The following is a 14821-nucleotide window of genomic DNA, read 5'->3' on the forward strand; positions in this document are numbered from 1 at the left end:
CATTCTCTTTCAGGATAGCGGCTATCCGCTCGTCCTTGGAATACAGTCGGTAAGTCTGCGCGCATCTTGCAAGATGCGCTCGTAAAACAAACGGGCGACGTTTTGAGACGTCGCCCGATTTACCGTTAGCGGCGCAGGCCCAGACGGGTAATCAGCGCCTGATAACGCGACTGGTCGATGCCCTTGACATAGTCAAGAAGACGGCGACGCTGCGAAACCAGCTTCAGAAGGCCGCGACGCGAATGATTGTCATTCTTGTGGCCCTTGAAGTGTTCGGTGAGGTTGGCAATACGCTCGGAAAGAACGGCAACCTGTACTTCAGGAGAACCGGTATCGCCTTCCTTGGTGGCGTATTCCTTGATAAGTGCTTGTTTGCGCTCAGCAGTAATCGACATCGTACACCCTTTCTTGATGAGAGGAAAAACAGACGCCCAGGCCGGGATGTCGTCCAGCGCGGGCCATGAAAGCAGCAGGCATATCCCATTGCTCGCTGTGCCTATAAAGCAAATCCGCTCGAATTGAAAGAGGTCAGTCATCTAACGTCTGCAACGGCGAAACCTATTGGCCAATTCATCATAATGGGTCTTTTGGGCAAAAATGGGCATAAAGCACAGCCATGACTTCCATCACAGCCGGATGTTCAATCTTGTAGAAAAGCAATCTGTGTTCCCGGCGATAGCTGAGAATGCCTTCCTCCTTGAGCTTGTTAAGATGCTGGGACATTGACGTCTGTGCAATGCCTGTTGCGTTGATGAGATCGGTCACGCTTTTTTCGCCATTCACCAGCTCGCACAGAATGAGAAGCCGATGCGGATTGGCCAGTCCTTTTAGAAAATTGGACACGATATCTGCCCGAGCCGGCATTTCTTGATTGATGGACACTGTTGCCTCTTTACGATTTATATTTTTGTGATATTATAAAAATATGAATTGAAACGCAAGACAAAAGGGCAAAACCGTGACCAAGAACTATCAGGACATCACCAAGGACATATCGCAATATAGCGGCGAGCTGCGCAAAATGGTGCCCGAAACCATGCAGGCGTTCCATGCGCTTGCAAAAAGTGCGGGCGCATCCGGTGAACTGGATCAGAAAACGAAAGAACTGATTGCGCTTGCAATCGGTGTGACGCAGCGTTGCGATGGTTGCATCGGCTTTCACGCAAAGGCGCTTCACAATCTTGGCGCAACCCGGCAGGAAGTGGCCGAGGTTATGGCGATGTGCGTCTATATGGGCGGTGGCCCGGCCCTTATGTATGCCGCCGACGCCATTCGCGCCTTTGATCAGTTTCAAGCCGCCTGAAAACAAAGCGCGCCGTGAAACCATCGGGGTCACGGCGCGCTGAAACTCTATAGAAACCACTGGTTCGGTTATGCTGCGGTGAACACACGCTTGGGCTTGAACTGACCATGCTCAATATAGCCAATGGCAAGCAACTTGCCATGTGATGTTACGCAAGCCTCATCCGCTTCCAGTGGCGCATCACGGCCCCGGATGATGACCGGGTTCCCAAGGCGCACGCGCTGTGCCTGATCATCAGACAGAGCCACCTGCGGCAGGCAATCAAGGGCTGCGCCTGTATCGATGATCAGCGCATCAAGTGCCGAAAAATCGCGGCGCGGCGCTGGCTGCTCGATAACCTCAGCCTCTGCCTCGCCCTCTTCCTTCTTGGGCGGCAATGGCGGCCATGCTTCTTCAAGCTCGGCCAGCGTTACCATATCCTCATCGGTGAAAGGCGCGACTTCAATGCGGCGCAGGTCCGAAATATGGCCAAAGCAGCCAAGATCGCGCCCCATATCGCGTGCGAGTGATCGCACATAGGTGCCCTTGGAGCATTCGACTTCAAATTCGGTACGGTTCTCGTCCGGGAATTCGACAATCTCAAGACGGTCAATTTCGACTTCACGGGCCGGAATCTCCACCGTTTCGCCTTCACGCGCCAGATCATAGGCGCGCTCGCCTGCAATCTTGATGGCTGAGAACTGTGGCGGAATCTGTGAAATGACGCCGGTATAATTGGGCAACAAAGCCTCGACATCTGCACGTGACGGGCGATTGTCTGAATTTTTAGTGGCAACGCCTTCCAGATCGTCGGTCGAGCGCTCTTCACCCCAGCTCACCGTGAAACGATAGACCTTGGTTCCATCCATGACGTAAGGCACGGTCTTGGTTGCTTCGCCCAGCGCAATCGGCAGCATGCCGGATGCCAGCGGATCAAGCGTGCCTGCATGACCGGCTTTTTCAGCGTTGAACAGCCACTTGATCTTCGAGACCGCCTCTGTCGATCCCATGCCCTTTGGCTTGTCAAAAATAACCCAGCCAGAAACCGGACGGCCTTTTTTCTTGCCCCGTCTTGCCATGCTTTATGCGTCTCCATTGCGCGAAGCGTCATCTGCTTCACCGTCATCATCATTGTCACGTGCCAGATCACGCGCCACTTCCGGCGAACGCAGAAGCGCATCAATCTTGGAAAAATTGTCGAAGCTGGTATCGGCCCGGAAGCGGAATTCCGGCATATATTTCATCTGATTTAGGCTTGGAGCCACACGTCCACGAATGAATTTCGCATTTGCGGCCAATGCCTTGATGACGGCCTGAACATCGGTGCTGCCGAGCGGCGTGATGAAACAGGTCGCAATTTTCAGATCCGGCGACATACGGACTTCCGACACCGAAATAACCGTGCGCTCAATCAGATCATCACGGATTTCTCCGCGCTGAAGAACCTGCGCCAATGCATGACGCACCTGCTCGCCCACGCGGAGCTGGCGCTGGGAAAGGCCACCCGAGCCTTTGGGGTCTGGAGAACGGGCCATAGCTATATCCTCGATAAACACCATGAATCGCAATCCAGCCCCACGGGGCCGGCCGATAACATGACGACAAATTGGCAAGCGCTATAAAGCGCAATTTACCACAATTCAGACGGGAGTCAGACCCTCGGAACCGGGCAACGGATTTATGAAAAACCGGACCGCCCATAAAAGGGGCGGCCCGGCATAACAGCATTAAAGGGTACGAGTAATATGTTCGACGCGGAACGCTTCGATCGTATCGCCTGCACGGATGTCGTCGTAATTTTCGAACGCCATACCGCATTCCTGACCCATCGGCACTTCGGACACTTCATCCTTGAAGCGCTTGAGTGTCTTGAGCTTGCCTTCGTGGATAACCACGTTGTCACGAATGAGGCGGACGCCTGCACCACGTTCAACCTTACCATCCACCACACGGCAACCGGCAACCTTACCGACCTTGGTGATGTTGAAGACTTCGAGAATCTCAGCATTACCAATGAAGGTTTCACGGCGTTCTGGCGACAGAAGACCCGACATCGCTGCTTTCACATCTTCGATCAGATCGTAGATAATGTTGTAGTAGCGAATTTCGGTGCCCTGCTGGTCGGCTGCATCACGCGCCTGCTTGTTGGCACGCACGTTGAAGCCGATGATCGCGGCATTGGAGGCCTCGGCCAGCGATACGTCGCTTTCCGTGATACCACCTGCACCCGAATGAACGATGCGCGCACGCACTTCGTCGGTGCCGAGCTTTTCGAGAGCGGAGATAATCGCTTCGACCGAGCCCTGCACGTCGCCCTTGATGACAAGCGGGAATTCCTTGGTGCCCGTCACCTGCAACTGGCTCATCATCTGCTCAAGCGAACCGCGCTGGCCAGACTGACGTGCCACGGCCTTATCGCGTGCCAGACGCTGACGATATTCGGCAATTTCACGGGCCTTGGCTTCATTGGCAACAACCGCGAAGCGGTCACCAGCCTGTGGCGTGCCCTGAAGACCGAGAACTTCCACCGGCATTGCAGGACCAGCTTCCTTGACATGATCACCACGGTCGTTGACCAGAGCGCGCACACGGCCCCATTCATTACCGGCAGCGATAATATCACCCGGACGAAGCGTACCCTTCTGAACCAGAACGGTTGCAACAGAACCACGACCGCGATCAAGCTGCGCTTCGATGACAACACCTTCAGCCGTACGGGCCGGATCAGCCTTCAGGTCAAGAATTTCGGCCTGCAACAGAACAGCTTCAAGCAGCTTGTCGAGGTTCAGCTTCTTCTTGGCCGACACTTCAACATCGAGCACTTCACCGCCCATGGTTTCCACGAACACATCGTGCTGAAGCAAGGCTGTGCGAACCTTCTGCGCATCGGCTTCCGGCTTGTCGATCTTGTTGATGGCAACGATGATCGGCACACCAGCCGCCTTGGCATGGTTGATCGATTCAATCGTCTGCGGCATCACGCTGTCATCAGCTGCGACCACCAGAATGGCGATGTCGGTTGCCTGTGCACCACGTGCACGCATTGCCGTAAACGCTGCGTGGCCCGGTGTATCGATGAAGGTGATTTTCTGACCGTTCTGTTCGACCTGATAGGCACCAATATGCTGGGTAATGCCGCCTGCTTCGCCGGAGACCACATTGGCCTGACGAATCGCATCCAGCAAAGAGGTCTTGCCGTGATCGACGTGACCCATGATGGTGACAACCGGCGGACGCGAAACCATTGCACCCTGATCGTCTTCCACGTTGAAGATACCTTCTTCAACGTCCGACTCAGCAACGCGCTTCACGGTGTGGCCGAATTCTTCAGCGATCAACTGCGCCATATCGGCATCGACCACATCGCCCGGCTTCATCATCTGGCCCTGCTTCATCAGGTACTTGATAATGTCAACCGAACGCTCGGTCATACGCTGTGCGAGTTCCTGAAGCGTAATCGTTTCAGGAATAACCACTTCACGCGAAATCTTTTCGCGGGTTTCCTGCATCTGCGAGCGCTTGAACTTTTCCTGACGGCGACGCATTGCCGAAAGCGAACGCGAACGGCCTTCATCTTCCAGATTACTGGAGATCGTCAGCTTGCCGCGGCGGCGGTCGTCTTCACCCTTAACAACCTTTGGTGCACGCACTTCCGGCTTGGCAGGGGTGCCACGACGGGCGCCTGCCGGACCGCGACGATCATCGTCATCCACATTGCCACCGGGCTTGCGCTGCTGGCTCTGTGGAAGCGGCTTGTTTGCCGTTGGAATAACGTCTGCAATCGCCGGCGATGCCGGGCGCTGACCTTGTCCCTGACCGGGACGACCACCCTGCTGTGGGCGACCGGAATGCTGCGGACGTCCACCCTGCGGCGCGGCGCGCTGATCATCACGACGTTCCGGAGAACGCGTTTCTGTCTGTGGAGCGCGCTTGGCTGCTTCCGCAGCGGCGCGTGCCTTGGCTTCCGCTTCCGCCTTCAGACGTGCTTCTTCTTCAGCCTGACGGCGAGCGGATTCTTCACGTTCCTTGGCACGACGTGCATCCTCTTCGGCGCGGCGCTTGGCTTCTTCGGCAGCGCGCACGCGATCTTCCGCATCACGAACCAAAGCACCTTCAAGCGCACGGCGGCGTGCATCCATTTCTGAACGCGACAGCGTGTTGAGCACCATGCCTGAGCGATCAGACGGACGCGGGCGCTGCTGCTGGCCGGAGCGCTGTGGCTGACCAGAGCGAGACTGCTGCTGGCCCGGACGCTGATGCTGTGCTGTCTGCGGGCGCGGTGCAGCGGCGGCAGGTGCCGCAGGCTTTGGCGGCTGCGGCGCGGGAGCGGCCGGTTTTGCTGCAACCGGAGCTACTGGCGCAGGCGCCGGTGCTGGCGTTGCCGCTACCGGAGCCGGCGCAACAGGAGCCGCAGGTGTTGGGGCGGGTGCTGCAACGGGTGCTGGAGCCGCAGGCGCTGCAGGCTTGAGTGCCGGCGCTTCCGCTTCAGGCTTCTCATCAGGCCGTGAGAACTTGCGCTTTTTCGTTTCAACGACGACAGCCTTTGTGCGGCCGTGGCTGAAATTCTGGCGCACGGTGCTCTGCTCAACGCCTGGGCGCTTAATGGTCAGCGTCTTCTTGGAGTTGACGCTCAGCGTCTTGTCGTCGTTTGTTTTATCGCTCATTACGTTTCCGTTTCCTTCGCAGCTTCTGCTGCTTTACCCGAGCATTATCCCACGCGATCAGATCATTTTGAATAATGCTCCGGTCATCCACCTCAGCGCATAATCCGGTTAGGCCAATCAAGCCGACAATCCGGTTCATGCTCCAGAGCGGATCCTATATTCTCGGAATTCAAGAGAACCGCTCTACTAATTTATACCACAGCAGTGTCGGACTGCCGTTTCAATTCGCCGTTTCAATTCACTGGGCTTTCACCTCGATAGCGATGCAATAAAAGCAATCGTTGCACGACCCCGGCGGCTGCCTTTGTGTCGAGCACGGCTGCATGTATCACATTTCCACCCCCAAATGCCAAATCCATTTCTTCCCCCTTGAAAAGAGAGAAGGCCGGGATTTCGGGGCCATCCATATGCACGACGACACGTCGCGCCTGATCTAGCTTGCGCACACCATCTGTGGCGGCTTCCTGCGCGTGCAGCACCAGAGCCGCAGCGCCGGAGCGGATCGCCTGATCCACTTTTGTCGATCCGGATACCACAGCACCCGACTTGCGGGCCAGCGCCAGACTGCCCAGTGCAGATTTCGTCAGCAACTGGTCAACCAGTGCGCCAAGATCCGCCTGCGGCGTTACACCTTCCTTCAGCGCCCGCGCAAACAGCTTGCGCTTGACAGCTTCGTCCACCAGACGCCGTTCCGCCTTGACCCAGCACCCCCTGCCCGGCAGGTTACGCTTCAAGTCCGGCACAACCGAACCATCAGGACCGGCCACAAAACGGATCAGATCATCCGCAGAACCGCTTTCGCGTGTGACGATACAGGTTCTGTCATTCATATCCTGCTCCACACGCGCTGCCGACTTTGCCATGAACTGCCTTTTATTCAACTTACGTAACTGGCAGCGGCCTAGCAGAGGTAAAGCCACATCACAATATCAAACTCAATTTAGAGCGTTTCCTGTTTTGAGTGAACAAGGAAACGCTCTAAATATTTTACGAAGCGGCTTCTTCCTCGCCTGCTTCAAGCTCTTCCTCGACTTCCGTCGCGACCAGCTCATCTTCGGTGATCCAGCCAGCCTTCAAACGTGCCGTCAGGATCATCTGTTCCGCATCAACGCGCGACACATCGAACGACGACAGGATACCGCTGTGTATAACGGTCTCGTTTTCCTTGCGCTCACGCCAGCCGACCAGATCGTCAACCGCATAACCGGCGAAGTCTTCGATGCTCTTCACGCCATCTTCGCCAACCGCAACCAACATGGCTGTGGTGAGGCCCGGAAGCTCGCGAAGTTCGTCTTCAACGCCCAGTTCTTTGCGGCGCTCATCCTGTTCGGATTCGATACGCTCAAGATATTCGCGGGCGCGATCCTGAATTTCACCAGCCGTATCGTCATCGAAACCATCGATGGAAGCGATTTCACCCGGCTCAACGTAAGCAATTTCCTCAACAGAGGCAAAGCCTTCCGAAGCCAGAACCTGACCAACCATCTCATCAACGTTGAGGGCTTCCATGAAGAGGTTCGAACGCTCAGCAAATTCCTTCTGGCGACGTTCGGATTCTTCGTCTTCGGTCAGGATGTCAATGTCCCAGCCCGTCAACTGCGACGCAAGGCGCACATTCTGACCGCGACGACCAATTGCCAATGATAATTGGTCATTCGGAACCACAACTTCAATACGTTCCGCATCTTCATCGAGAACAACCTTGGCAACTTCAGCAGGCTGAAGCGCATTGACGATGAAGGAAGCCGCATCTGGCGACCATGGAATGATGTCGATCTTTTCACCCTGCAATTCGGCAACAACGGCCTGAACGCGGGAACCACGCATACCAACGCAGGCACCGACCGGATCAATCGACGCATCACGCGAAACAACGGCGATCTTGGCGCGCGAACCCGGATCACGGGCAACCGACTTGATCTCAATGATGCCGTCATAAATTTCCGGCACTTCCATGTTGAACAGCTTCGCCATGAAAGATGGATGGGTGCGCGAGAGGAAAATTTGCGGACCGCGCTGTTCGCGACGAACGTCATAGACATAAGCGCGGATACGGTCGCCATAGCGGAATGCTTCGCGCGGGATCAACTCGTCACGACGAACAATTGCTTCCCCACGGCCAAGATCGACAATCACATTGCCATATTCAACGCGCTTGACGGTGCCGTTGACGATTTCGCCGACACGATCCTTGAATTCATCATACTGGCGGTCACGCTCGGCTTCGCGGACCTTCTGCACGATGACCTGCTTGGCAGACTGCGCAGCAATACGACCGAAGTCCATTGGAGGCAATTGATCAGCGATGAAATCACCGACCTGCGCATCCGGGTTGCGGTCGCGGGCCGTGAACAGCGAAATCTGCGTGGAATAGTCTTCGACAGTCTCGACCACTTCGAGCAGGCGCTGGAGCTTAATCTCACCGGACTTTGCATTGATGTCGGCGCGAATGTTGCTTTCCTGACCATAACGCGAGCGCGCTGCCTTCTGGATCGCATCGGCCATGGCCGCAAGAACGATCTCGCGGTCAATTGACTTCTCACGTGCGACCGCATCGGCGATCTGCAGAAGTTCCAGCCTGTTTGCACTGACTGCCATAGGTCTCTCCTTGGTGACGCATCCGGCCTTCTTCGAGTACCGGACGCCTGAAACTCACTTTGAAACTTATTTCTTTTCCGTTTCAGATTCCGCTGAACCTGCTTCTTCCGTATCGCCGCGCAGACCATCGCCCAGATCATCACCGGGAATGCGGCCTTCACGCAAAGCTTTGTCCTTGCGCAACGCATCACGGATCAGATCATCGGTCAGAACCAGACGCGCATCCGCAATCAGATCGAAGGGAATGCGAACGACGGGCTCATTGCCATAGGAAATCTGATCGCTTTCGATCACGACCGAATCGCCATCGCCGATCACGATACGACCGCGAAATTTTTTGCGGCCCTCATGAACAATCGACGTTTCGACCTTTGCGATGTGCCCGGCCCAATCGGTAAAATCGGACTTGCGCACCATCGGACGATCAATACCCGGCGACGAGATTTCAAGATGATACTTGCCGCTGATCGGATCTTCGACATCGAGAACCGGAGCCACGGTGCGGCTCAACAATTCACAATCCTCAACCGTCATGGTGCCGTCAGACCGCTCGGCCATGATCTGCAATGTCTGGCCATTGAGGCCGGAAAGGCGCACACGCACAAGGCGGAAACCCAGCGTATTGATCACCGGCTCCACAATGGATGCTATTTTTGCATCGATGCCCGTTTCGCGAATGATACGCTCATCTGCGGTTACGGCCTCAGCTGCCTGTTCGTGTTCGCTCACTCGATAAACCTTCTTCACTGGGCCGCAGGTAACAAAAAAGAGCGGGTCCGGGAGGGCCCACTCTTGTTCAAACGACCAAGAATTTGAGACTTATATACCAGCCGATGCTGATTTTTTCAAGACCCGCATCTGAGATAGATTACAGGCGGATGAAAGTGAGGTAGGCCGCACGGCGACCTTCCCGAAATGCCTTGGCTTCATAACGGGTTCCCGGCCAGCCATCATAGGCATTGTTCCAGTCGTCCGGGCCTTGTGCCTGCCACTCAAAAGCCGGATGTCTGCGGCAATGCTGAAGCGTCCAATTGACATAATGTTCGATATCGGACGCAAAGCGGAATTTTGCACCAGGCTTCAGCAGACGTGCGAAACGATCGAGATTGGCATCACTGACAAAGCGCCGCTTCCAATGGCGACGCTTGTGCCATGGATCGGGATAAAACAGGTCAATTCCAGAAAGCGACGCATCCGGCAGCCAATCCAGCACATCGGTCGCATCTTCATCATAGAGGCGAAGATTCGGGCGTGGCGCGTCATGAAGCGCTGTGAGCATTTTTGCCATACCGTTGACGAAAGGCTCGACACCGATAAAGCCAGACTGCGGATAACGGCCGCTCTCATGATGGAGATGTTCGCCACCACCAAAGCCGATTTCCATACGCACATTTTCAACCGGCGCATCAAACAATGTCCGCAAATCCTGCGGTGCAGGTGTGTCGGGGTCAAGTTTCAGGCGCGGCAGCAGATCCTCAAACAGACTGTTCTGATGCGGACGAAGCGGCTTGCCATGACGGCGGCCGAAAAAATTTCCGGCCGCACGTACGGGATGATTTTCATCGCTCATTTAAAAACAGTCACGCTGAAAGAGCGCTCTTCAATGCCTTTGTGAGATCGGTTTTTTCCCATGAGAAAGAACCATCACGACCCGGCTTGCGGCCAAAGTGACCGTAGGACGACGTCTTGGCATAGATCGGCTTGTTAAGATCAAGATGTTTGCGGATGCCGCTTGGCGACAGGTCCATAACCTTGCGCAGGGCGTCCTCAACGGCTGCTTCTTCCACCTTGCCCGTGCCATGCAGATCGACATAGACGGAAAGCGGCTGTGCGACGCCGATAGCGTAGGAAAGCTGGATCGTGCAACGGTCTGCAAGATTGGCAGCAACGACATTCTTGGCAAGATAGCGCGCGGCATAAGCTGCGGAACGATCAACCTTGGTCGTGTCCTTGCCCGAAAAGGCACCGCCGCCATGCGGAGCTGCGCCGCCATAGGTGTCCACGATGATCTTGCGGCCTGTCAGGCCTGCATCGCCATCCGGTCCGCCGATGACGAATTTGCCGGTCGGGTTGATGTACCAGTTGCAGTTTGCGGCAATCGGAAGATCGCCAAGCGCCTCGCGAATATAGGGTTCGACAACGGAGCGAACCTTGCTGGAATCCCAGCTTGCATCCAGATGCTGTGTGGAAAGAACGATCTGGGTTACTTCCGCAGCCTCGCCGTTCTCATAACGCACGGTTACCTGGCTTTTGGCATCAGGGCCGAGCTTGCCCGGATCGCCTTCGCCCTTGTGGCGGGCTTCTGCGAGCTTTTCGAGAATCTTGTGCGAATAATAAATCGGCGCCGGCATGAGATCAGGGGTCTCGCGGCAGGCATAGCCAAACATGATGCCCTGATCGCCCGCACCTTCTTCGCCCTGACGGTCGGCTGCGTTGTCCACGCCCTGCGCAATATCGGCCGATTGCGGGTGCAAAAGCACATCAATCTTCACGGTGCGCCAGTTAAAGCCGTCCTGCTCATAGCCAATTTCGCGGATCGCTTTACGCGCAGCTGAACGGAAACGTGAAGGATTGATCAGCGGGTGACCATTCTTGTCATGCGCAATTGTGCCGTCCTTATTCTTCTTCAGGAACGTTTCAGGCACGCGCACCTCGCCGGCAATAACCACGCGATTGGTGGTGGCCAGCGTTTCACATGCGACGCGGACGGACCAGGGGTCAACGCCCGAACGGCGCGCCTCCTTGTAGATCATGTCTACGATTTCATCGGAAATACGATCGCAAACCTTGTCCGGATGACCTTCGGACACCGATTCGCTGGTGAAGAGATAAGAACTGCGCGACACGGGTAACCCCTCTTGAAAATCCAACGGACGACGATCCGTTATGGAAACACAGTAGCGCCCGGAACAATAAACAGGGTCCGGGCACATGTTTGTGTTAGCGAAGTTGGGATTAAACCGTCAATGCATATTCTTGTTGCGACACCGCGTTGCCGGAAAAAATTTGCCCGGCAAACGCTTTTTTTGGCGTGGCGACGGGTTATTCGCTCTCGGCCGCCAGTGACTTCACCAGATCGATAATCTTGCGGCGCACTTTCGGATCGGCAATTTTTGTAAATGCGCGCGTCAGCTGCACGCCCTCATTTGAGCTGAGGAAATCGACAACATAGGTCGCTTCATTGTCTTCGGCAAAGCCTGGCTGCGTGCTGGCATTGGAACCCGGTGCATCTTCAAAAAAGAAGGAAACAGGGACCGTGAGAACCGAGGAAATTGCCTGAAGACGGCTCGCGCCAACGCGATTGGTGCCTTTTTCGTATTTCTGGATCTGCTGGAATGTAATGCCAAGGCTTTCGCCCAATTTTTCCTGACTGAGACCCAGCATATTGCGACGAAGGCGGATGCGGCTGCCCACATGCACATCGATGGGGTTGGGTTTCTTCTTATTCTCAATCATACAGTGTCACTCCTCGCAACAGCGAGCTTTCATTCATGGCCTGTTCATGTGAACAGGGATAAAAATCAATATGGGAGGTAGTCAGACGAGTTCGCGCAATTAACCGTCACCGCGCTAATATAACAGCTTAACAAAATTGCCGTGTCAATGAAAACGCCTGCTGAAAGGCAGCCTGAACCACACGCATATGGCGAGTAGGGTTAACAGAACTGCAAGAGTCTGTTTGCCACCGGGGGCATTGCCCCAAAATGGCACACGTTCCTCCGGCAGATAGGCATCAATGACGCCCACCGCATCAAGCGGTAACTCATCTATGATTCGACCGTAAGAATCCACCACAGCCGAAATGCCGTTATTGGCCGCACGAACAAGCGGCAGCCCCTGTTCGACAGATCGCACCTGTGCCTGCCGGAAATGCTGATAAGGCCCCGGCGTGTCTCCATACCATGCGTCATTGGTAACATTGACAATCGCCGTCACCTTGCGGCCCGTATAAGACAGTTCATCAGGGAAAATCGCCTCATAGCAGATCAGCGGCAGGAAGGTCTGCCCTTCCATGACATTGATTGCGTGGCGCGTCTTGGCAGCGGTGAAGCCACCGGGCAATTCCACCACTTCCTGCAAGCCCCAACTGCGCAGCGTCCGCTCAAAAGGCAGATATTCGCCGAAAGGCACCAGATGCACCTTGTCGGTATAATCAATGATTGTACCCTGGCTGTTGATGGTCAGGATGGAATTATAATAGCGTGGCTCGCGACGCGGAACGCGTTCCTCCCTCACTGCCCCTGTCAACAGCACCTGATCATCGTCAATCACTTCAGAAATGCGTTGAAGCGCATCGGGCGTCAGCGAAAGGATATAGGGAACTGCGGTTTCAGGCCAGATAACGACATCGGGCCTTGGCTTGCCCTCAGCCGGCAGCTGTTTTGTCATGGCAATGAACTTGTCAAAAATCGCGCGGCGTTCGTTATCATCCCATTTCAGGCTCTGTGAAATGGAGGGCTGAACCACGCGGATTGAAAGCGTAGTACGCTCCGTATCAGGCGCTGGTGCACGCGATAACGTCCATGCGCCAAAGCCAATATGGGCAGCAAGCAAGGTTGCGGCCAGAACAATGCCGCTTTTGGCCAGACGCCCGCCGCTCAACAATGCCGGTGCGGAAAAAATAAGGGCCGCAAGCGCACTCATTCCAACCAGACCCACAATCTCGACCGATTGCATCATCATCGGTGTGGGCATGAGCGCATAGCCCAGCGCATTCCACGGGAAGCCGGTGAAAACAAAGGTTCGCAGCCATTCGACAAAGCCAAAGGCGACAGCAATCGCGAAGATGCGTCCAATGCCCTGCGACCAGAACAGGCGCGCGATCATCGCAGCCAACCCATAGAAAATCGCAAGAAATGCAGGCAGGCCAAGAACGGCTAAAGGAACCGCCCAGGCAAATTGCTCTGCATCGACAAGAAGGGCCGTGCCGATCCACCACAGGCCCGACACGAAATAGCCAAAGCCAAAACACCAGCCGATGAAGCCTGCGGGAAAAAACCGCCTTATCAGGCCTTTGTTCTTATCGGGGATAGCACCGTCAATCAGCCAGACCAGAAGCGGAAAGGCAACGAAACCGGCAATGGCAATATCAAAGGGCGGCTGCGTCAGCGTTGCGACAGCGCCACTGAGAAAAGCAACCAGCGCACGGCGCCATCCGCTCAATGAAGAGATCCTTCCCGCAAATCTCTCGATCATCAGGCCTCTTTGGATGTTTCCGTGGTGTTGCCGGATGCATCATCGGCGCCCACCGTGGATGGATGTCTGTGATTGTCCGCTTCAGAAAGCGGTACAATACGCACGCGTTTGACGCGCCGCGGATCGACCTCAAGCACATGGAACTCGTAGCCGGGGATCGCCTGTACGACTTCACCGCGCAACGGAATACGGCCAAGGACGGAGAAAATAAGGCCACCGACCGTATCGACATCCTCCCCGTGTTCACCCGCTTCAAAGGACGGGCCGATCTTCTGTGTGAGCTCATCAAGGTCCGCGCGTGCATCAACGACAAACACGCCATCGGCTTCTTCGGCGATCATGATTTCTTCGTCGTCATGTTCATCTTCGATGTCGCCGACAACCATTTCAACGATGTCTTCCAGCGAAGCCAGGCCGTCAGTGCCGCCATATTCGTCGATGACCAGTGCCATCTGGATGTGCGCTGCCTGCATGCGCGCCATCAAACCGCTCGCCATCATTGAAGGTGGCACAAACAGCACCTTGCGCATGAGATCAAGCTCGCCAATCGTTTTGCTAAGATCAATGCGACCTATATCGAACTTGGCGGGGCCTGCTTCACCGGCATCGCTTTGCGTGTTCTGGCGCGCCTGTCTGGTGATATAATTGAGAACATCGCGGATATGGATCATGCCGCGCGGATCATCCAGCGTTTCAGCATAAACCGGCATACGCGAATGACCGGAGGTTTCAAACAGTTCCAGCGCTTGCCAGAGCGGTGTGGAAATTTCTATCGCCACAACATCAGCACGCGGGATCATCACGTCTTCGACACGGATTTCCCGCAGGCGCAGGATGTTGTTGAGCATCGCCTTTTCTTCAGGCGAGAAAGCGGAATCCTGTTCGCTCTCCGTGCTTGAAAGCGCATCGGCGAGATCTTCACGCAGGGAAGATGAGTGCCGCGAACGCATAAATGGAAAAATATTTGCCAGAAGGGATCGCTTTTCGCTCGATTGCGAGCGCTGCGTACTTTGCCCCTCAGTGTCCTGTGTGTCGCCTCGGCTATCGCCAGCGGTGGATGAGTTGTTTTGGTCAGCCATGA

At 55.4% G+C, this 14821-nt stretch carries 14 protein-coding genes; 1 reads left to right on the top strand and 13 read right to left on the bottom strand.

The window, feature by feature from the left end; all coding sequences use genetic code 11:
• Positions 1-125: 125 nt before the first annotated feature.
• Both rpsO and VBH83_RS01025 read right to left on the bottom strand, forming a co-directional pair.
• The gene (gene rpsO, locus VBH83_RS01020; RefSeq protein WP_265982558.1) at positions 126-395 is read right to left on the bottom strand and encodes a 30S ribosomal protein S15; all 270 of its coding nucleotides are present in this window, start codon (positions 393-395) and stop codon (positions 126-128) included.
• 178 nt (positions 396-573) lie between these two features.
• Positions 574-843, bottom strand: coding sequence for a helix-turn-helix transcriptional regulator (locus tag VBH83_RS01025; RefSeq protein WP_265982556.1), 270 nt, complete (start codon positions 841-843; stop codon positions 574-576).
• Positions 844-958: 115 nt separating this feature from the next.
• Here VBH83_RS01025 and VBH83_RS01030 point away from each other — a divergent pair, with 115 nt between their 5' ends.
• Entirely contained in the window at positions 959-1303 is a 345-nt protein-coding gene (locus VBH83_RS01030) for a carboxymuconolactone decarboxylase family protein (RefSeq protein ID WP_265982555.1), read from the top strand.
• 68 nt (positions 1304-1371) lie between these two features.
• Here VBH83_RS01030 and truB read toward each other — a convergent pair whose 3' ends face one another.
• The 11 genes from truB to VBH83_RS01085 form a co-directional block, all read right to left on the bottom strand.
• Positions 1372-2361, bottom strand: coding sequence for a tRNA pseudouridine(55) synthase TruB (gene truB, locus VBH83_RS01035; protein ID WP_265982554.1), 990 nt, complete (start codon positions 2359-2361; stop codon positions 1372-1374).
• Positions 2362-2364: 3 nt separating this feature from the next.
• Positions 2365-2817, bottom strand: coding sequence for a 30S ribosome-binding factor RbfA (gene rbfA / locus VBH83_RS01040; protein ID WP_265982553.1), 453 nt, complete (start codon positions 2815-2817; stop codon positions 2365-2367).
• A gap of 192 nt (positions 2818-3009) precedes the next feature.
• Complete coding sequence (gene infB / locus VBH83_RS01045) at positions 3010-5946, bottom strand: translation initiation factor IF-2 (protein WP_396995972.1); 2937 nt, start codon at positions 5944-5946, stop codon at positions 3010-3012.
• Positions 5947-6179: 233 nt separating this feature from the next.
• A complete protein-coding gene (locus VBH83_RS01050) occupies positions 6180-6809 on the bottom strand; it encodes an RNA-binding protein (protein ID WP_265982551.1) in 630 nt (209 codons plus the stop codon).
• A 124-nt stretch (positions 6810-6933) separates the two neighbouring features.
• Positions 6934-8544, bottom strand: coding sequence for a transcription termination factor NusA (gene nusA, locus VBH83_RS01055; RefSeq protein WP_265982550.1), 1611 nt, complete (start codon positions 8542-8544; stop codon positions 6934-6936).
• Positions 8545-8610: 66 nt separating this feature from the next.
• Complete coding sequence (gene rimP / locus VBH83_RS01060; protein ID WP_265982549.1) at positions 8611-9273, bottom strand: ribosome maturation factor RimP; 663 nt, start codon at positions 9271-9273, stop codon at positions 8611-8613.
• Positions 9274-9412: 139 nt separating this feature from the next.
• Complete coding sequence (locus tag VBH83_RS01065; RefSeq protein ID WP_265982548.1) at positions 9413-10114, bottom strand: tRNA (guanosine(46)-N(7))-methyltransferase TrmB; 702 nt, start codon at positions 10112-10114, stop codon at positions 9413-9415.
• A gap of 10 nt (positions 10115-10124) precedes the next feature.
• On the bottom strand, positions 10125-11390 hold the full coding sequence (gene metK, locus VBH83_RS01070; RefSeq protein WP_265982547.1) for a methionine adenosyltransferase: 1266 nt from the start codon (positions 11388-11390) through the stop codon (positions 10125-10127).
• Between the two features lie 196 nt (positions 11391-11586).
• Positions 11587-12000, bottom strand: a complete 414-nt coding sequence (locus VBH83_RS01075) for a helix-turn-helix domain-containing protein (RefSeq protein WP_265982546.1) — start codon at positions 11998-12000, stop codon at positions 11587-11589.
• A gap of 144 nt (positions 12001-12144) precedes the next feature.
• On the bottom strand, positions 12145-13740 hold the full coding sequence (lnt, locus tag VBH83_RS01080; RefSeq protein WP_265982545.1) for an apolipoprotein N-acyltransferase: 1596 nt from the start codon (positions 13738-13740) through the stop codon (positions 12145-12147).
• Positions 13740-14819, bottom strand: coding sequence for a hemolysin family protein (locus VBH83_RS01085; RefSeq protein ID WP_265982544.1), 1080 nt, complete (start codon positions 14817-14819; stop codon positions 13740-13742). Before VBH83_RS01085 ends, lnt begins: the two co-directional genes overlap by 1 nt.
• Between the last annotated feature and the right edge of the window lie 2 nt (positions 14820-14821).

Source organism: Ochrobactrum sp. S1502_03 (assembly GCF_044435015.1).
In the GTDB taxonomy this organism is placed as follows: Bacteria; Pseudomonadota; Alphaproteobacteria; order Rhizobiales; family Rhizobiaceae; genus Brucella; species Brucella chromiisoli.